This is a genomic window from Pantoea sp. BS_8 (assembly GCF_041954965.1).
GTDB classification, from domain to species: Bacteria; Pseudomonadota; Gammaproteobacteria; order Enterobacterales; family Enterobacteriaceae; genus Pantoea; species Pantoea stewartii.
This window is the reverse complement of sequence record NZ_JAVAXU010000002.1, coordinates 591300-611120: the sequence shown is the minus strand read 5'-3', so window position 1 is coordinate 611120 and position 19821 is coordinate 591300. Positions and strand designations below refer to the sequence as shown.

Annotated in this window: 17 protein-coding genes; 13 read left to right on the top strand and 4 right to left on the bottom strand. The window is 52.8% G+C overall.

Annotated features, from left to right (window positions below):
• Window positions 1-445: 445 nt before the first annotated feature.
• Both ampG and RAC65_RS08345 read right to left on the bottom strand, forming a co-directional pair.
• Window positions 446-1918 (bottom strand): muropeptide MFS transporter AmpG, encoded by a 1473-nt coding sequence (gene ampG, locus RAC65_RS08350; protein ID WP_006117963.1) that lies wholly within the window; start codon window positions 1916-1918, stop codon window positions 446-448.
• A gap of 46 nt (window positions 1919-1964) precedes the next feature.
• Window positions 1965-2543 (bottom strand): lipoprotein, encoded by a 579-nt coding sequence (locus RAC65_RS08345; protein ID WP_006117962.1) that lies wholly within the window; start codon window positions 2541-2543, stop codon window positions 1965-1967.
• A gap of 266 nt (window positions 2544-2809) precedes the next feature.
• Between RAC65_RS08345 and bolA the strand changes: the two genes are divergently transcribed.
• From bolA to RAC65_RS08300, 9 genes are all read left to right on the top strand, one after another.
• Window positions 2810-3124 (top strand): transcriptional regulator BolA, encoded by a 315-nt coding sequence (gene bolA, locus RAC65_RS08340; protein ID WP_006117961.1) that lies wholly within the window; start codon window positions 2810-2812, stop codon window positions 3122-3124.
• 294 nt (window positions 3125-3418) lie between these two features.
• Window positions 3419-4723, top strand: a complete 1305-nt coding sequence (tig, locus tag RAC65_RS08335) for a trigger factor (protein WP_033738663.1) — start codon at window positions 3419-3421, stop codon at window positions 4721-4723.
• Between the two features lie 335 nt (window positions 4724-5058).
• Window positions 5059-5682, top strand: a complete 624-nt coding sequence (gene clpP / locus RAC65_RS08330; RefSeq protein WP_006117959.1) for an ATP-dependent Clp endopeptidase proteolytic subunit ClpP — start codon at window positions 5059-5061, stop codon at window positions 5680-5682.
• A gap of 132 nt (window positions 5683-5814) precedes the next feature.
• Window positions 5815-7086 carry an ATP-dependent protease ATP-binding subunit ClpX gene (clpX, locus tag RAC65_RS08325; RefSeq protein WP_033738665.1) on the top strand — a complete coding sequence of 424 codons (1272 nt, stop codon included), beginning with the start codon at window positions 5815-5817 and terminating at the stop codon, window positions 7084-7086.
• A gap of 186 nt (window positions 7087-7272) precedes the next feature.
• Window positions 7273-9627: an endopeptidase La gene (gene lon, locus RAC65_RS08320; RefSeq protein ID WP_033738666.1), complete on the top strand. Its 2355-nt coding sequence runs from the start codon at window positions 7273-7275 to the stop codon at window positions 9625-9627.
• Window positions 9628-9842: 215 nt separating this feature from the next.
• On the top strand, window positions 9843-10115 hold the full coding sequence (gene hupB / locus RAC65_RS08315) for a nucleoid-associated protein HU-beta (protein ID WP_006117956.1): 273 nt from the start codon (window positions 9843-9845) through the stop codon (window positions 10113-10115).
• Between the two features lie 250 nt (window positions 10116-10365).
• Window positions 10366-12234 carry a peptidylprolyl isomerase gene (ppiD, locus tag RAC65_RS08310; RefSeq protein WP_375096570.1) on the top strand — a complete coding sequence of 623 codons (1869 nt, stop codon included), beginning with the start codon at window positions 10366-10368 and terminating at the stop codon, window positions 12232-12234.
• A 139-nt stretch (window positions 12235-12373) separates the two neighbouring features.
• The gene (locus RAC65_RS08305; protein WP_033738667.1) at window positions 12374-12697 is read left to right on the top strand and encodes a helix-hairpin-helix domain-containing protein; all 324 of its coding nucleotides are present in this window, start codon (window positions 12374-12376) and stop codon (window positions 12695-12697) included.
• 95 nt (window positions 12698-12792) lie between these two features.
• Window positions 12793-13197, top strand: coding sequence for a thioesterase family protein (locus RAC65_RS08300; RefSeq protein WP_006117953.1), 405 nt, complete (start codon window positions 12793-12795; stop codon window positions 13195-13197).
• A 36-nt stretch (window positions 13198-13233) separates the two neighbouring features.
• Here the strand turns inward: RAC65_RS08300 and queC are convergent, their stop codons facing one another.
• Complete coding sequence (gene queC / locus RAC65_RS08295; RefSeq protein ID WP_006117951.1) at window positions 13234-13929, bottom strand: 7-cyano-7-deazaguanine synthase QueC; 696 nt, start codon at window positions 13927-13929, stop codon at window positions 13234-13236.
• Between the two features lie 108 nt (window positions 13930-14037).
• The gene (locus RAC65_RS08290; protein ID WP_058708281.1) at window positions 14038-15072 is read right to left on the bottom strand and encodes a PLP-dependent cysteine synthase family protein; all 1035 of its coding nucleotides are present in this window, start codon (window positions 15070-15072) and stop codon (window positions 14038-14040) included.
• A gap of 116 nt (window positions 15073-15188) precedes the next feature.
• Here RAC65_RS08290 and RAC65_RS08285 point away from each other — a divergent pair, with 116 nt between their 5' ends.
• From RAC65_RS08285 to glnK, 4 genes are all read left to right on the top strand, one after another.
• Entirely contained in the window at window positions 15189-15650 is a 462-nt protein-coding gene (locus RAC65_RS08285; RefSeq protein ID WP_033738670.1) for an Lrp/AsnC family transcriptional regulator, read from the top strand.
• A 24-nt stretch (window positions 15651-15674) separates the two neighbouring features.
• Entirely contained in the window at window positions 15675-17444 is a 1770-nt protein-coding gene (locus RAC65_RS08280) for a SmdA family multidrug ABC transporter permease/ATP-binding protein (RefSeq protein ID WP_375096569.1), read from the top strand.
• Window positions 17437-19212 (top strand): SmdB family multidrug efflux ABC transporter permease/ATP-binding protein, encoded by a 1776-nt coding sequence (locus tag RAC65_RS08275; RefSeq protein WP_006117947.1) that lies wholly within the window; start codon window positions 17437-17439, stop codon window positions 19210-19212. The genes RAC65_RS08280 and RAC65_RS08275 overlap by 8 nt, the downstream gene beginning before the upstream one ends.
• A gap of 257 nt (window positions 19213-19469) precedes the next feature.
• Window positions 19470-19808, top strand: a complete 339-nt coding sequence (gene glnK / locus RAC65_RS08270) for a P-II family nitrogen regulator (protein ID WP_003850469.1) — start codon at window positions 19470-19472, stop codon at window positions 19806-19808.
• The last annotated feature ends 13 nt before the right edge of the window (window positions 19809-19821 follow it).

The window sequence follows — 19821 nt, the reverse complement described above, 5'->3', positions numbered from 1 at the left end:
TAACGACCTCAATGACAAAGGGCTCTATTGTCGTTTAAGTGTGCGCGCATTTTACGGGAAGGTTTATGCAGTGTAAACCAGCTTAAGGATGTGTCAGAACCATGTTGACACCTTTTGCTAAGGGTGTCACAGATGTTGTTCTCGGTGACAAATTATTAACGTGGACAAGCAGTTGGCAGTAATATAACAAAAAGAGATGGATGCGGGGTTAAACAAAAGTAGGAAAGGAATAACCCTGACTTTTAATACCCAATTATTTAACAATATTGCATCATTTTTTCTCTAATTTTTAACTTAATTAATTGCGTACCGGATTTAAATATCTTGCCCGAAGCGCGCACATGATAAAAATATTTTTTGTAAATTGACACGCAAAGACAAATTAGGTGCGCTTAACCAATTGGCTGAAATGGCACCTGCGACTGTGCGATTATGAGGCAAAAGGTCAATTCCCGGCCTTTCTCAATGCGCGATAATCCAGCACCACGCCGGACAGCACACCGCAAAGCGCCAGCGCCATACCGGCTTCAAACAGCGGAGCCAGCCACGCTGAAAGCGTGAGCATGCCCGTTGCATTCAGCGCCAGCGACAGCAGCCACAGCGCCAGTAACCCGCATCCGCCTGCAAACAGCCGTTTCGTCCAGCGGTAGCCTGTGGAAAAATAGCGGCGCGGCAAAAACTGGCCGGTTTTTTGGGTAAAGTCCAGTGTACCGCGACAAAAAGCCAGCAGGGCCAGGCCCGGCAGACCGGCGAAAACGGTAAAGGCATAGAACGTTGGCCAGCCCCAGATCTCGACCAGATAACCGGCTGCAGGTCCCACGTAAACCCGGCCTACCGCTGAAAGCGCAGACAGCAGGGCGAACTGCGTCGCCGAGAAGGACTTATTACACAGCGTCATCAGCAGCGCGACAAACGCAGCGGTTCCCATTCCGCCACACAGGTTCTCAATAAAGACCGCGCTCGCCATGCTCCAGAGGTGTTTGTCGGTGACCGCCAGCAGCCAGTAGCCGAAATTCGACACCGCCTGGAGCAGGCCAAAAATCATTAATGCGCGAAACAGGCTCAGACGCTGCATCAGCATGCCGCCATAAAGCGCGCCAATGATGGTTGCCAGCAAGCCCAGCGTTTTGTTTACCAGCCCGACGTCGCCCGGATTAAATCCCACGCCGCGAATCAAAAAGGTGGTGGTGAGAGAGGCGGCAAATGCATCGCCGAGCTTGTAAAGAATGATGAGCGTGATCAGCAGCCAGGCGTTGTTGCGATTAAAAAAATCGTGCAGAGGATCGACAACCGCCTGACGTAGCGTACGCGGCGCGGCCTGCGCGTTGTCCGGCTCTTTGGCAAGACAGGTTGCGATAAGGCAGGGCAGCAGGAGCAGGGCCATGAGCCAGTAAGTCGCCTCCCAGCCGAGATAGCGATCGGCCAGCCACAGCGCCAGACCGCCCGATATCAACATTGCCAGGCGATAGCCTAACACCGTGATGGCAGCGCCACTTCCGCGTTCTTCCGGCGGCAACACATCCGTTTTCCAGGCATCGAAGACGATATCCTGTGACGCAGAACAGAATGCAATCAGTACCGCCAGTGCCGCCATCAGGGTTAAATCCCGGCTGGGCTGCAAAAAGCCCATTGCCACAATGCTGGCCACCAGTGCCAGTTGCGTAATGAGCAACCAGCCTCTGCGCCGACCGAGAAGCGGCGGCGTGAAGCGATCCATCATGGGGGACCAGAGAAACTTAAACACATAGGCCTGGCCCACCAGTGAAAAGAATCCGATGGTTTTCAAATCGATATTATCAACCGTCATCCACGCCTGCAGCGTCCCGCTGGTTAAGGCCAGAGGCAAACCTGATGCGAATCCCAGAAGGAGTAAAATGGCTGCATTTTTTTGGCGGAAGACACGGAAGTAGTGATTCATACTGACCTTGAAAAGTGCCCGGCCGGGTGCCGGGCAAAAGACCTGATTAACGGGCGTTTTGTTTGATGAAGTCGTTGACGCTGGTGTCCTGCGCCATATCGGCGATCACGTCGCTCAGCGTAGAATTCACCGCATTGGTGATTTTCTGATTGGTGGCGCTGAAAGCCCCTTCTACGCTGTAGGTCTGGCGGTAATTTTTAATCTGTTTATTGCCATTTTTCGCGGTCGCCACGATAGAGATATCCGCCTTGGTGGTAATGCTGTAACGCACATCACCCTGGGTGACGTCGGCATACAGATTATTGACGATGATTTGCAGATCAACCGCGCCATTAGGACCGACCATATAGCCGCGCGCTGTCATTTGTTTCTCCAGCACTTCCTGGAGTAAGAAACGCAGATCGCGCGACGGGGTCAGGCTGACCAGTTGTCCATCGCGATTAACTTTTGCCAGCGCCTGATCGCGACGCTGATCGGCGCCGTTGATACTCACCGTAATGCCCATCAGGCTCGGATCGCGCTGTGGCAGCTGAATCTTAGGTTGAATGGTCAATGTGTTGTTGCTGGAAGCGCAACCGGCCAGGATAAAAGCAGCCAGCAGCGGGAATAACAGTTTTTTCAACATACGCTTTCTCGTTAGTGTCATGGGTTGGTGTGCAAAAACTGCGGCCATCATAGCAAAGCGGTGCAGTGAATAAAGCCCTTTGCCACAAGGTAAACCGCGCAAGGCACTTTTTCTTGCTCTCTACCTTTTCATATTCCCCGCCTGACAAGGCACAAGCGAAGAGGGCGACGTAGTGATAATATTACGTCCGCTGTCGCGTTGCGCAGCCAAAAACGGACTAATATTTAAACAGATGGGGCACAGCGCTCGCCATTGAGGGTAAAACCATGATTCGAGAACAGATAGAAGAGAAGCTGCGCCTGGCTTTTGAGCCGGCTCATCTGGAAGTGCATGATGAAAGCTACCGACACAATGTGCCTGCCGGTTCTGAAAGCCATTTCAAAGTGGTGATTGTCAGCGACGTTTTTACCGGTCAGCGTTTTCTCGCCCGTCATCGCGCAATTTATGGTGAACTCAGTGCTGAGCTGGCGGGAAGTGTTCACGCACTGGCCTTGCATACTTATACCCTGAAAGAGTGGGAAGGATTGCAGGATACGGTACTCGCTTCGCCGAACTGTCGCGGCGCGGGCACACTCGCATAACACCCTCTCTTTTTAAACGGCCTGCGGGCCGTTTTTGTGTTTTATCCTTGCTAAACGCGTTACCTGGCTCAAAAAAGCAGCAAACTCCCTGAAAAGTGGTGACTTAGCGTCCTCGACTCATCTCAGTGATGCCGCTATAATGCTGCGTCTATTTTTCCGGAATGTCTTCGGGACGCTTCTGGTAACAGGGATCAGGTTCTCTTCACGGAAGCCGTCCCGGTTGTTAGATACGGCGCATTAATTAATGTGTGGTGTCTGAAGTTGACCGAGCACGTGATTTTTTGAGGTAACAAGATGCAAGTTTCTGTAGAAACCACTCAGGGCCTGGGCCGTCGCATTACGATTACTGTCGCAGCTGACAGCATCGAAAGCGCCGTTAAAAAAGAACTGGTGGATGTGGCGAAGAAAGTCCGTATCGATGGTTTCCGTAAAGGCAAAGTGCCCATGAACATCGTCGCGCAGCGCTACGGTGCTTCTGTGCGCCAGGACGTGCTGGGCGATCTGATGACGCGTAACTTTGTTGACGCCATCATCAAAGAGAAGATCAATCCGGCTGGCGCGCCTAACTATGTGCCAGGCGAATATAAAGAAGGTCAGGACTTCACCTATGCGGTTGAGTTCGAAGTGTATCCAGAAGTTGAGCTGAAAGGCCTGGAAAACATCGAAGTTGAAAAGCCTCAGGTCGAAGTGACCGATGCCGATGTCGATACCATGCTGGAAACGCTGCGCAAGCAGCAGGCTAACTGGATTGAAACCGACGCTGCAGCGGGTGCTGAAGACCGCGCTACCCTCGATTTCACCGGTTCTGTTGACGGCGAAGAATTCGAAGGCGGTAAAGCATCTGACTTCGTTCTGGCCATGGGCCAGGGCCGTATGATCCCAGGCTTTGAAGAAGGCGTTGTGGGTCACAAAGCAGGCGAAACCTTCACTATCGACGTGAAATTCCCTGACGACTACCACGCGGAAAACCTGAAAGGGAAAGACGCGAAGTTCGAGATCGTGCTGAAGAAAGTGGAAACGCGCGAACTGCCAGAACTGACCGAAGAATTCATCAAGCGTTTCGGCGTGGAAGATGGTTCGGTTGCGGGCCTGCGTGCGGAAGTGCGTAAGAACATGGAACGTGAGCTGAAAGGCGCGATTCGTAACCGCGTGAAGACACAGGCTATCGACGGTCTGGTTGAAGCGAACCCTATTGATGTGCCTGCTGCGCTGATCGACAGCGAAATCGACGTTCTGCGTCGTCAGGCTGCACAACGCTTTGGTGGTAACGAGAAGCAAGCGCTGGAACTGCCACGCGAACTGTTCGAAGAGCAGGCGAAGCGTCGCGTTGTGGTCGGTCTGCTGCTGGGCGAAGTGATTCGCACGCACGAGCTGAAAGCCGATGAAGATCGCGTTAAAGTGCTGATCGAAGAAATGGCGTCTGCTTACGAAGATCCGCAGGAAGTGATCGAGTTCTACAGCAAAAATAACGAGCTGATGAACAACATGCGCAATGTGGCGCTGGAAGAGCAGGCGGTTGAAGCTGTGCTGGCGAAAGCCAAAGTTTCTGAAAAAGAAACTAACTTCCAGGAACTGATGAATCAGACCGCTCAGGCCTGATCGTCCGTTTAACCCCTTGTGCTAAAGCCCGCGCCTGAAAAGTCGCGGGCTTTTTTCTGTAATACGCTTTCTGACAACGGGCCTGTCGCTATTTGATTAATTTTTAGGCGAATTGTTCACGCATCGCTTTTTCCGGGTTAGCGATTGATGAAAAGGTTGTTATGCTTGAAACAACTGAGCACTATCCCAAGATAGAGGGAGTATGCAAAAAACAGTTCGGCTGACTGATTAACCGTCCTGATGTTGTCGGTAAGAGGCAGAGCATAGTTTTTGTTGCTCGTCTTACGTAAAATCGGTACAGAATGTTGCCAATGAAATTTATCCAGGAGACGGTAATGTCATACAGTGGCGATCGTGAGTTTACTGCACCGCACAATGCGTTGGTGCCAATGGTGGTCGAGCAAACCTCGCGCGGCGAGCGTTCATACGATATCTATTCCCGTCTGCTTAAAGAGCGCGTTATCTTCTTAACCGGCCAGGTAGAAGATCACATGGCTAACCTGATTGTGGCCCAGATGCTGTTTCTGGAAGCGGAGAACCCGGAAAAAGATATTTACCTTTATATCAACTCACCGGGTGGCGTCATTACGGCTGGCATGTCAATTTATGACACCATGAAGTTTATCAAGCCTGACGTCAGCACCATTTGTATGGGCCAGGCCTGCTCAATGGGGGCTTTCCTGCTGACAGCCGGGACGAAAGGCAAGCGTTTCTGCCTGCCAAACTCACGCGTGATGATTCACCAACCGCTGGGTGGCTATCAGGGACAGGCGACCGACATTGAGATTCATGCGCGTGAAATTTTGAAAGTGAAGCAGCGCATGAACGAGCTGATGGCGGAACATACCGGTAAGTCACTGGAAGAAATTGAGCGTGACACTGAGCGTGACCGTTTCCTCTCCGCCAGCGAAGCGGTAGAGTATGGATTGGTCGATTCAATCCTGACGCATCGCCAATAAGCCCTAACTTCACCTTGTCTCTGGTCTATAGTTAACAGGACAAGATAATGACGGGTTGAATGAACATCGGCCGTGTACCCACGGCCAGTGCTGTACGGCTGGTACGGCCTGAGAACAAGAAGAGGTTAACTGATGACAGATAAGCGCAAAGACGGTTCAGGAAAGTTGCTGTACTGCTCTTTTTGCGGCAAAAGCCAGCATGAAGTGCGTAAGCTGATTGCCGGGCCGTCAGTGTATATCTGCGATGAGTGCGTTGATCTGTGTAACGACATTATTCGCGAAGAGATTAAAGAGGTTGCCCCGCATCGCGAACGTAGTGCGCTGCCTACGCCGCATGAGATCCGCCATCACCTCGACGATTACGTTATTGGTCAGGAACGGGCCAAAAAAGTCCTGGCCGTGGCGGTGTACAACCACTACAAACGTTTACGCAACGGGGATACCAGCAACGGTATCGAACTGGGCAAAAGTAACATTCTGCTGATCGGTCCGACCGGTAGCGGTAAAACGTTGCTGGCTGAAACCCTGGCCCGTTTACTGGATGTGCCTTTTACCATGGCGGATGCAACCACGCTGACCGAAGCCGGTTATGTGGGGGAAGACGTCGAAAATATCATCCAGAAGCTACTGCAAAAATGTGACTACGATGTGCAGAAAGCCCAACGTGGTATCGTCTATATCGATGAAATCGATAAAATTTCACGTAAATCAGACAACCCATCGATCACCCGCGACGTATCGGGTGAGGGTGTGCAGCAGGCGTTACTGAAGTTGATTGAAGGCACCGTCGCCGCCGTGCCGCCGCAGGGTGGCCGTAAGCATCCGCAGCAGGAGTTTTTGCAGGTCGATACCTCTAAGATTCTGTTTATCTGTGGTGGCGCCTTCGCCGGTCTGGATAAGGTTATCTCGCAGCGCGTTGAAACCGGTTCAGGCATTGGCTTTGGCGCAACGGTGAAAGGTAAATCACAGAAGGCAACAGAAGGCGAGTTACTGGCGCAATGTGAGCCGGAAGATCTGATCAAATTTGGCCTGATCCCAGAATTCATTGGCCGTCTGCCTGTGGTAGCCACGCTCAATGAACTGAGTGAGGAAGCGCTGATTCAGATTCTGCGTGAGCCGAAAAACGCACTCACCAAGCAGTATCAGGCGTTGTTTAACCTGGAAGGCGTTGAGCTGGAGTTCCGTGACGAAGCCCTGACGGCGATTGCTAAAAAGGCGATGTCACGTAAAACCGGTGCGCGCGGTCTGCGTTCTATCGTGGAAGGCGCGCTGCTCGAAACCATGTACGATCTGCCGTCCATGGAAGATGTCGAGAAAGTGGTGATTGATGAGTCGGTGATTGAAGGTCAGTCTGAACCCATGCTGATTTATGGCAAGCACGAAGCTCAGGCTTCTGGCGAATAAATAAACAAATCGTCCACATTGTGCCATCTATAAAGGGGAAAATCTTTCCCCTTTTGCATTTCTCACCGTTGTGACATTGAATGTCTGACAATCATCCCCATATACTCAGACACCTGTGGGTTTGACCGCACACCTGCCTGATGCGGTACCCATCACCTTGCGGACACTAAACTAAGAGAGAGCTCTATGAATCCTGAGCGTTCTGAACGCATTGAAATCCCCGTCCTGCCGTTGCGCGACGTGGTAGTTTATCCGCACATGGTAATTCCGTTGTTTGTTGGCCGGGAAAAATCAATTCGGTGCCTCGAAGCCGCAATGGATCATGATAAAAAGATCATGCTGGTCGCACAGAAAGAGGCTTCAACGGATGAACCTGGCATAAACGATCTTTTTTCAGTGGGTACCATTGCCTCCGTACTGCAGATGTTAAAACTGCCAGACGGAACGGTAAAAGTGCTGGTTGAAGGTTTACAGCGTGCCAATATCACTACGCTGGCTGACAACGGTGACCATTTTGTCGCCCAGGCGGAATATCTGGTCTCTCCGGAGATTGAAGAGCGCGAGCAGGAAGTGCTGGTGCGCACGGCGATCAATCAGTTTGAAGGCTATATCAAACTGAATAAAAAGATCCCGCCTGAGGTCTTAACGTCACTGAACAATATTGATGATGCGGCGCGCCTGGCGGATACGGTGGCGGCGCACATGCCATTAAAACTCGCGGATAAACAGTCAGTGCTGGAGATGTCAGACGTCAATGAACGTCTGGAATATCTGATGGCCATGATGGAATCTGAAATCGATCTGCTGCAGGTTGAGAAACGCATTCGCAATCGCGTCAAAAAGCAGATGGAAAAGAGCCAGCGTGAGTACTACCTGAATGAGCAGATGAAGGCCATTCAGAAAGAGCTGGGCGAGATGGATGATACGCCTGACGAGTACGAAGCGTTAAAACGTAAAATCGATGCGGCCAAAATGCCGCAGGAAGCGCGTGAGAAAGCTGAAGCAGAACTGCAGAAGCTGAAAATGATGTCGCCGATGTCTGCTGAGGCGACCGTGGTGCGCGGCTATATCGACTGGATGGTTCAGGTTCCGTGGAATGCGCGCAGCAAAGTGAAGAAAGATCTGCGCAAAGCCCAGGAAACGCTGGATACCGACCATTATGGCCTGGAACGCGTCAAAGACCGCATCCTTGAGTACCTTGCGGTGCAAAGTCGCGTCAGCAAAATTAAAGGGCCGATTCTGTGTCTGGTGGGACCGCCGGGCGTGGGTAAAACCTCGCTGGGTCAGTCTATTGCGAAAGCAACCGGGCGTAAGTATGTACGCATGGCCCTCGGCGGCGTGCGGGATGAAGCGGAAATTCGCGGTCATCGCCGTACCTATATTGGCTCTATGCCGGGCAAGTTGATTCAGAAGATGGCGAAAGTCGGCGTGAAAAACCCGCTGTTCCTGTTGGATGAAATCGACAAAATGTCGTCGGATATGCGCGGCGATCCGGCCTCAGCGCTGCTGGAAGTGCTGGATCCTGAACAGAACATCGCCTTTAACGATCACTATCTGGAAGTCGATTACGATCTGTCTGATGTGATGTTTGTGGCGACGTCGAACTCCATGAACATTCCGGCTCCACTGCTGGATCGTATGGAAGTGATTCGTCTGTCTGGCTATACCGAGGACGAAAAACTCAATATCGCCAAGCAGCACTTACTGCCGAAGCAGATTGAGCGTAACGCCCTGAAATCGTCTGAGATCACCGTCGAAGACAGCGCCATCATTGGCATCATTCGTTACTACACGCGTGAAGCCGGTGTGCGTAGCCTGGAACGTGAACTGTCCAAGCTGTGCCGTAAAGCAGTGAAAACGCTGCTGATGGACAAAACCAAAAAGCATATCACCATTAATGGTGAAAACCTGAAGGATTTCCTTGGGGTGCAGCGTTTTGACTATGGCCGCGCCGACAGCGAAAACCGCGTGGGTCAGGTAACAGGTCTGGCCTGGACGGAAGTGGGTGGCGATTTGCTGACCATTGAAACCGCCTGTGTACCGGGCAAAGGCAAGCTGACTTATACCGGTTCGCTGGGCGAAGTCATGCAGGAATCCATTCAGGCCGCGCTGACTGTCGTCCGCGCCCGGGCGGAAAAACTGGGTATCAATGGCGATTTCTATGAAAAACGCGATATCCATGTGCACGTACCGGAAGGCGCGACGCCGAAAGATGGTCCCAGTGCCGGTATTGCTATGTGTACTGCCCTGGTGTCCTGCCTGACCGGTAACCCGGTGCGTTCAAACGTCGCGATGACCGGCGAGATCACCCTGCGTGGTCAGGTCCTGCCTATCGGCGGGCTGAAAGAGAAGCTGCTGGCGGCACACCGCGGTGGTATTAAAGTGGTGCTGATCCCGGACGAAAACAAACGCGATCTGGAAGAAATTCCTCAGAACGTGATTGCCGATCTGGAAATTCATCCGGTCAAGCGTATTGAGGAAGTGCTGAACCTGGCACTGGAAAACGCGCCTTACGGTATGCAGGTAGCTACCGCAAAATAGTGATTAATGGCATAAAGCGTTAAAAAGCCGCGCTGGCAACACCAATTGGTGCTTGCCAGCTTTTTTTTGTCCCGCTAATTTAGGTGGCTGCTGAAGCGATGTTATAAGAGGATTACCGTTGTTTCGGCATATAAGGCTTGATATAACTTGCTGCGCGTTCGTGCCCGACAGGAAGCGTGGGTACGATGTGAAATAATAAAGAGGGGATGAATAGAGTGAATAAGTCACAACTGATCGATAAAATTGCTGCCGATGCCGACATTTCTAAAGCAGCAGCAGGACGTGTTTTAGATGCATTTATGGGCTCTGTTTCTGACGCGCTGAAAAGCGGAGATGAAGTGGCGCTGGTAGGTTTCGGCACTTTCTCAGTACGTGAGCGTGCAGCGCGCACCGGCCGTAACCCACAAACCGGTAAAGAGATTACTATCCCGGCAGGTAAAGTACCGGGTTTCCGTGCAGGTAAGGCACTGAAAGACGCTGTCAACTAATGACAACGCCACCACTCAATAACACATTTTCTTGAGTGGATTAGAGGACGGTTAACGCGTTCTCATGTAACATACGGGCACATCAATAAGATGTGCCTTTTTTACATCCGGAGAGGCGGTTTAAGGTTGCGAGACTTGTCTCAACAGGATGCATGCTGCCAGCCAGACTTGCAGCGGAGTAATGCGTCGGGAAGATGGCGTTATTGCGGCAGGGCTTTACATTCACACTACAGCGGAGTGTTGTCATACCATGATGGACAATTTACGCGCGGCGTCGAACCATGTCGTGCTCAAGATTATTTTGGGGTTGATCATTCTCTCCTTTGTGCTGACCGGCGTTGGCAACTATCTGATTGGCGGTAACAACGATTATGCGGCCAAAGTTAATGGCCAGGAGATCAGCCGTGCGCAGTTAGAGCAGGCGTTCAACAACGAGCGCAATCGTCAGCAGCAGATGCTGGGTGATCAGTTCTCGCAGCTTGCGGGCAACGAAGGTTACATGCAGCAGATGCGCCAGCAGGCGCTGTCTCAGCTGATTGACCAGGCATTACTGGATACCTACATAAAAGATCTGCATATTGCCATCAGTGACGATCAGGTCAAACAGGCTATCTTCAGCCAGTCTGCGTTTCAGACCAACGGCAAGTTCGATAATGCTAAATACAATGCGATGATCCGCAATATGGGATTCACGCCGGATCAGTATGCCGAAGCGTTGCGTAAACAACTGGCCACCCAACAGTTGATCAATGCGGTCGCGAATACCGATTTTATGCTGAAAAATGAAACCACTAAGCTGGTGGATTTGGTGGCGCAAAAGCGTGATATTCAGACGGCTATCCTCGATGTGAATGCTCTGGCTGCAAAGCAAACCGTCAATGACGATGAAATCAACCAGTATTATCAGCAGCATAAAAGCAGCTTTATGGCCCCTGAGCAGTTCCGCGTAAGCTATATCAAACTGGATGCCGCCAGCATGCAGGAAAATGCCAGCGATGCGGATATTCAGGCCTGGTACGAGCAACATAAAGCGGACTACACGCAGCCCCAGCGCGATCGTTACAGCGTGATTCAGACCAAAACCGAAGCCGATGCCGACGCTATTCTGGCGCAGCTGAAAGGCGGCGCGGATTTCGCGGAACTGGCAAAAACCAAATCCATTGACCCGATATCTTCCCGTAAAGGCGGCGATATGGGCTGGCTTGAGCCGTCAACAACGCCAGACGAGCTGAAGAATGCGGGACTGAAAGAAAAGGGTCAGCTTTCCGGTGTAATCAAGTCTTCTGTGGGTTTCCTGATTGCCCGTCTTGACGACATCAAGCCTGAGCAGGTTAAACCGCTGGCGGAAGTACGCGATGAGATCGCGGACGCGGTCAAACAGGATAAAGCACAGGCGGAATTCTACAAACTGCAGCAGAAAGTCAGTGAAGCCGCGAGCAATGATAATGAGTCGCTGGCTGGTGCAGAGCAGGCGTCAGGTATGAAAGCCACAGAAACAGGCTGGTTCAGCCGTGACGATGTGCCTAAAGATCTCGACTTTGATGCCGTTAAGCAGGCCATCTTCAATGGTGGGTTAGTGGGACAAAACGGTGCGCCCGGAAATAACTCTGACATCATCAATGTCGATGGCGATCGTGCCTTTGTGCTGCGTATCAGTGCGCATAAACCCGAAGCGCTGGAACCCCTCGACAAGGTAAAAGCGCAAATCACCGAGACGATCAAGCATGATAAAGCGACGCAACAGGCAAAAGCCCAGGCTGATAAACTGTTAGCCGAGCTGAAAGCCGGTAAACCGGATGTGCTGAAAGCCGCAGGTCTGACGTTAAGCGCCAGCAAAACGGTTGACCGTAACACGCAGGATCCCGTTGCTCAGGCTGCCTTCAACCTGCCAGAGCCAGCGGATAACAAACCGTCATGGGGCGTGGGTGAGGACATGCAAGGCAATGTGGTGCTGATCGCGGTGAATAAGGTTACAACCGGTAGCCTGCCTCAGGCTCAGATTGACGAGATGGTCAAAGGCGTCACGCAAAACAACGCGCAACTGACCTTTGAAGCCTTACTGCAAAACCTGCGTAAAGCGGCCAAAATCAAATACGGTGCCGCTGCTCAAATGCAGTAATCCTCGCAAATTTCAGGTAACAGCTGAAATGACTAAAGGCCGCTTATGCGGCCTTTTCCATTTTAGAACGTTGCCCTTTGAGTCTGTTTAGCGGACATGACACGCTGAGCCTGCTGTTTAACACAAGGAGAAACACAGCATGGCTAAAACCCACTTACATGCCTTTTATCTTTCCCTCGCCCTGTGTGGCGCCCTCGTTCAAACGCCACTGGCAGCGGCGGAAACCCCCAGTGAGACACAGGCTGCACAGGTTTCAATGCCGCATCAGGAGCAGGTCAGTATCAATGAAGCCACGGCGGAGCAACTCTCAGCGGTGATGAATGGCGTTGGTCTGAAAAAGGCGCAATCTATCGTCAGCTATCGTGAAGAATACGGGCCGTTCACGGCGGTGGATCAACTGAAAGACGTGCCTGGCTTTGGTCACGCGCTGGTGGAGCGAAATGCCTCACGGTTAAAATTGTGAAGTGAAGCGCAACTCTGATGCTTAACCTGCTGTCAGGGCGGGACTCTGCTAGAGTGAACAGGTCCAACCAGTCAATAAGCAGCAGGAGAAGGATCATGCAGACCACGATAAAAGTGCGCGGCTATCATCTGGATGTTTACCAGCATGTTAACAATGCGCGTTATCTGGAGTTTTTAGAGGAAGCGCGCTGGCAATGGCTGGAAGAAGCAGAGGCCTTTACCTGGCTGCTTGAGCAAAAACTGGCTTTTGTGGTGGTAAACATCAATATCAATTATCGTCGCCCGGCCGTATTGGGCGACGTACTGGAGGTCAGCAGTGATATTAAGCAACTTAATGGGAAAAGTGGCATCATCACTCAACACATTTTGTTAGCGGGCAGTGAAACGGTGGTCGCGGATGCTGCACTGACGTTTGTGTGCATTGATCTTCGCACGCAAAAAGCCGTTCCGCTCGAAGGAGAACTGCGGCAGCGACTGGAAAGATTAATGAAGCCGGCCTGATTGAGGCGGCGACACGCCATCGTCGCCGCAAAAGTATTATTCCAGACCGGTTTTGGCCTTCATGGCGGCCATAATGCCAGCGCGATCCTGCTGATAGGCCTTCAGGCCATTGGCCCGCAGATGGCAGGCGGCACAGTCGCCGCAACCATCGCCTTTAATGCCGTTGTAGCAGGTGAGGGTGTCTTCGCGGATTAAGGTGAGCTGCTGCCAGTAATCGGCCAGCGCCCAGGTTTCGGCTTTATTAAGCCACATCAGCGGTGTTTCAAAACGAATGTTACGCGCCATGCCCAGGCTGACGGCATGGTTGAGCGCCTTGACAAACTCATCGCGGCAGTCGGGGTAGCCCGAGAAGTCGGTCTCGCAAACGCCTGTGATGACCGCTTCCGCTTCAACCTGATAGGCATAAACTGATGCCAGGGTCAGAAACAGGATATTGCGGCCGGGGACAAAGGTGCTGGGCAGGCCGGTTGCAGTCGGGTCATACGATGGCACCGGGATGCTGTCACGTGTCAGGCTGCTCACCGCCAGCGCATTCAGCATCGTCACATCCAGCACTTTATGAGCACGGGCACCCAGCTTCAGGGCCAGGTCGCGGGCAACGTCAATCTCTTCACGATGACGCTGACCGTAATCAAAGGTCACACAGTGCACTTCATCATAACGTTGCAAAGCCTGAACCAGACAGGTGGTGGAGTCTTGCCCACCGCTAAACACCACAACAGCGCGTTTCATGAGATATCCCAGTTTAAACATTTGCGCTTATGGTAATACCTGAGTGCGCCGCTGAACAGCTGCAGGCGGCGATCACATCGGGTTATATCTGCCTGGCGGGGTGAAATATTATTCCAGTTCGCGCTGCCAGGGCGTGATATCACCAATATGTTGTGCGACCCAGTCAGGCTGGTAGTAAGTGTCAGGATAGCGCTCGCCGCTGTCGCACAGCAGGGTAACCAGTGAACCCTGTTGGTTATTGTCGCGCAGGCGTTTGGCCACCTGCATCATGCCCCAGAAGTTTGTGCCGGTAGACGGGCCCGGTTTACGCCCCAGCAGGGTTTCCAGCTTAAGCATGGCGGCAATCGAGGCTGCATCCGGGACTTTGATCATTTCATCAATAACGTCGGGCATAAACGACGGCTCCACGCGCGGACGTCCAATGCCTTCAATCATGCTGCCGCGCTGACCGGTGAGCGAGGCATCACGGTTTCGCCAGTAGTCGTAAAACACGGAATGCTCCGGATCAACAACCAGCAAACGGGTATCGCATCCCTGATAGCGAATGTAGCGGCCAAGCGTGGCGGAGGTCCCACCGGTTCCCGCACTCATAATCAGCGTATGAGGAACAGGAAAAGGCTCATTCGCCATCTGGCGGAAAATACTCTCGGCAATGTTGTTATTGCCGCGCCAGTCAGTTGCCCGCTCTGCATAGGTGAACTGATCCATGAAGTGGCCATTCAGTTCCCGCGCCAGCCGTTCTGATTCGGCATAAAGCTGACAGGGATCGCTCACAAAATGACACTGGCCGCCATAGAACGTGATTTGTTCGATTTTACGTCGGGCGGTACTGGCTGGCATCACGGCGATAAAGGGCAGGCCCAGCAGGCGGGCAAAATACGCCTCTGAGACGGCGGTGCTGCCCGATGACGCTTCAATCACGGGTGTACCCTGTTTGATCCAGCCATTAGCGAGAGCATAAAGAAACAATGACCGCGCCAGACGATGTTTCAGGCTGCCGCTGGGATGCGTACTTTCGTCTTTCAGATAGAACCCGATTCCCGGGAAATCGGGCAATGCAAAGCGGATCAGATGCGTATCCGCAGAGCGTTGAAAGTCAGCATTGATTTCGTTTATCGCGTGGCGTATCCAGCATGAAGACATAAGGGTTATTTCCGACCGGGTGAAAGCCCCTATTTTAAGGCACGTGCAGGAAAAAGAGCTTGCAGCTTTTGCAGTAAGATCGGCGTAATGGAGAAAAAATTTCTACCGGAGTGCGCATGTTAGATAAAATCGACCTTAAACTGCTGGCGATGCTGCAGCAGGATTGCACAGTTTCGCTCCAGGTACTGGCGGATGCGGTTAACCTCACCACCACGCCCTGCTGGAAGCGCCTGAAAAAGCTGGAAGAAGATGGCTTCATCCGCGCACGCGTTGCCCTACTTGATAATGAAAAACTCGGCCTGTCACTTACCGCCTTTATGTTTGTGAAAACCACCCAGCACAGCAAAGACTGGTATCAGGAATTTGTGTCGGTAGTGCAAAGCATGCCTGAAGTGATGGGCTTCTATCGCATGGCCGGGGAGTATGATTATCTGCTGCGTATTCAGGTTGCCGACATGAAAAGTTATGATGCCTTCTATAAGCGTTTAGTTAATGGTGTAACAGGCCTGATCGATGTGACCTCCAGCTTTGCGATGGAAGAGATCAAATACACTACAGCCCTGCCGGTTGCCCCCTGATTACCTGAGATTGAGAGCTGCCTTGTGCGATTATTCAGCCAGTTAAGTTGGTATTTTATCCGTGAGTGGCGGCGTTATCTGGGCGCCGTCACTTTATTAATCATCATTGCCGTGCTGCAACTTCTGCCGCCGTGGGTGGTTGGCGTGGTGGTTGACGGCGTAACGCATCACAGCATGAGCGCCAGCCGCATTATGATGTGGATTGGGGTGATGCTGCTGACTGCCGTCGTGGTTTATCTGCTGCGTTATGTCTGGCGCGTGCTGTTGTTTGGCGCGTCCTATCAACTCGCCGTCGAATTACGCGAGGACTTTTACCGTCAGCTCAGCCGACAGCAGCCCGCCTTTTACCTGCGCCATCGCACCGGCGATCTCATTGCCCGTGCCACGAACGATGTGGATCGCGTGGTTTTTGCTGCCGGGGAAGGCGTGCTCACGCTGGTGGATTCGCTGGTGATGGGATGTGTTGTGCTGATTGCCATGAGTACCCAAATCAGCTGGCAGTTAACGCTGATTTCGCTTATTCCGATGCCGTTTATGGCACTGGTGATTCACCGCTATGGCGAGCAACTCCATAACCGTTTCAAACTGGCTCAGGCTGCCTTTTCCAGCCTGAACGATCAAACGCAGGAGAGCCTGACCAGTATCCGTATGATCAAAGCATTTGGACTTGAGCAGCATCAGTCCCAGCAGTTTGCCGATATTGCACGCGATACCGGCGAAAAAAATCTGCGCGTCGCCCGGGTGGATGCGCGTTTCGATCCCACCATCTATATTGCCATTGGTTTTGCCAACCTGCTGGCGATAGGCGGCGGAAGCTGGCTGGTGTGGCACGGAGACATGACGCTGGGCCAGCTCACCAGCTTTGTAATGTATCTTGGCCTGATGATTTGGCCGATGCTGGCGCTGGCATGGATGTTTAACATCGTTGAACGTGGCAGCGCAGCCTGGAGCCGCATCCGCGCATTATTATCCGAAGCGCCAGTGGTGGAAGACGGTGATCACACCTTGCCTGAGCCGGCGGGAACGCTGCAGGTGGCTATCCGCGAATTTCATTATCCCGCCAGTGCCGGTGCGGTATTAAGCAATGTCACGTTCCAGTTAAAACCGGGCGATATGCTGGGGCTGTGTGGCCCGACCGGCAGTGGTAAAACCACGTTACTGAGTCTGATTCAGCGTCATTTCGACATTCAGCAGGGTGATATTCGCTACCATGCCATCCCGCTGCCGTCGCTGCGTCTGGACAGCTGGCGCAGTCGCCTGGCCGTGGTGAGCCAAACTCCGTTCCTGTTCTCGGACAGCGTGGCCCGTAATATTGCGTTGGGTAAGCCCAACGCCACGCAGGACGAGATTGAGCAGGCGGCGAAAATGGCCTGCGTGCACGAGGATATTCTGCGTCTGCCGCAGGGCTATGAAACCGAGGTGGGCGAGCGCGGCGTCATGCTGTCGGGTGGTCAAAAACAACGCATTTCCATCGCCCGTGCCTTGCTGATGAATGCGGAAATTCTGGTGCTTGATGATGCACTCTCGGCGGTTGATGGTCGCACTGAACACGACATCCTGCATAATCTGCGGCAGTGGGGCAGAGGGCGAACGATCATTATCAGTGCGCATCGTTTGTCGGCGCTGACAGAGGCCAGCGAAATTCTGGTGCTGCAAAAAGGCATGGTGGCACAACGTGGCGATCATGCCGGGCTGGCGAATATGCCTGGCTGGTATCGCGATATGTACCGTTACCAACAGCTGGAAGCGGCACTGGACGACGATGAGAGGGAAGAAGAGGTGGCACATGGCTAAATCACAACGTATGTGGCCAACGCTCAAACGCCTGCTCAGTTATGGCAGCCCGTGGCGCAAGTCATTGTCTCTGGCCGTGTTGATGCTGTGGATTGCGGCTGCGGCAGAAGTGACCGGTCCGGTTCTGGTGAGCTATTTTATTGATAATCTGGTCGCAAAGCATCAGATGCCGTGGGGCACGGTGGCGGGACTGGTCGTAAGTTTTATCCTGTTGCAGCTTCTGGCTGCCGCTTTGCATTACTGGCAGGCCTTACTGTTTAACCGGGCCGCCATTGGCGTGGTACAGCGCCTGCGCACCGACGCCATGAATGCGGCACTGCGCCAGCCGCTCGGCGCCTTTGATACACAGCCTGTCGGGCAAATTATTTCCCGGGTCACGAATGATACCGAAGTCGTTCGGGATCTGTACGTCACGGTGGTGGCAACGGTGCTGCGTAGCGCCGCGCTGGTCGGTGCCATGATGGTGGCGATGTTTAGTCTGGACTGGCGCATGGCGCTGGTGGCGATGTTAATTTTCCCGATGGTGCTCATTGTGATGCTGATTTATCAGCGCTACAGCACGCCGATAGCCCGTCGTGTACGCAGCTACCTGGCAGACATTAATAATGGCTTCAATGAAGTCATCAGCGGAATGAGCGTGATACAACAGTTTCGCCAGCAGGCGCGCTTTGGTGAACGCATGCTGGAGGCCAGCCGTTCACATTATCTGGCGCGCATGGAAACGCTCAGGCTGGATGGTTTCCTGCTACGGCCGCTGCTGAGCCTGTTCTCCGCGCTGATACTCTGCGGATTACTGTTGCTGTTCAGCTTTTCGGTGCCGGGTGTGTTTGAAGTTGGGGTACTTTACGCCTTTATTACCTATCTGGGGCGCCTCAATGAACCGCTGATCGAACTGACCACCCAACAGTCGATGCTGCAACAGGCGGTCGTGGCGGGCGAACGTATTTTTGAACTCATGGATGCGCCACAGCAGCATTACGGTCATGACGATCGGCCTCTGCAATCGGGGCGCATTACGCTGGAGAACCTGAGCTTTGCCTACCGGGACGATCGTGAGGTGCTGAGTAATATTGATCTCGACGTGCCTTCGCGGGGCTTTGTCGCCCTGGTGGGACATACCGGCAGCGGCAAGAGCACCCTGGCAAATTTGCTGATGGGCTATTACCCCGCCACGCGCGGCGAGGTGCGCCTGGACGATCGTCCGCTTAACCAGTATTCCCATGAGGCACTGCGTCGCGGTATCGCGATGGTACAGCAGGATCCGGTGGTGCTGGCCGACACGCTGTTAGCGAATGTACGGCTGGGTCGGGATATCAGTGAAGAGGCGGTCTGGTCGGTACTTGAACAGGTACAGCTGGCCCCGCTGGCGCGCGCCTTGCCTGACGGTATCCATACCCGACTGGGAGAGCAGGGTAATAATCTCTCGGTAGGGCAGAAACAGTTACTGGCCCTGGCTCGGGTGCTGGTGCAACTGCCGCAGATTTTAATACTGGATGAAGCTACCGCGAATATTGACTCCGGCACGGAGCAGGCGATCCAACACACGCTGCGCACCTTACGTCAATATACGACCCTGGTAGTGATTGCTCACCGCCTTTCCACTATCACCGAGGCCGATACGATTCTGGTTTTGCACCGTGGCCGCGTTGTCGAGCAGGGGAATCATCAGCAGCTGCTGGCCTTGCAGGGCCGTTACTGGCAAATGTACCAGCTGCAGCAGGCAGGTGATCGGCTCGAATCGGATGAGGTGCTGACCAGTGCCGGATGATTTGCACCTTTTTTGCGCATTTTTTCCTTGTTGACCCGTTTGGATGCACTTCTTTGTGCTTAACAGCACCAAAAGCGTGCATCCGCTTCGCTTAGTCATCCCATCACTGCGCCCTGCTTATTTATTCTGCGTTTCCTAACCCTGATTCCATCGCAGCCTGAAAAGTGATTTTGCCCATTAATTATATCTGGCACAGGCTTTGCTTAACTCTCTCCGTGTCCATGAGACCGACCTATTTTAATCCTTAAGGAGAGGCTATGAAGCTGGTTACCGTCGTGATTAAGCCGTTCAAGCTGGAAGATGTGCGAGAAGCATTGTCTTCAATTGGTATTCAGGGACTGACCGTCTCCGAAGTTAAAGGTTTTGGGCGTCAGAAAGGACATGCTGAACTCTATCGCGGTGCGGAATACAGCGTAAATTTTCTGCCGAAAGTAAAAATTGATATCGCCATTGCCGATGACCAACTGGACGAAGTAGTGGACGTAATCAGTAAAGCGGCTTACACCGGAAAAATTGGCGACGGCAAGATTTTCGTTGCTGAACTGCAGCGCGTGATTCGCATACGTACCGGCGAAACCGACGAAGCCGCACTGTAAACAAGACTCAGTA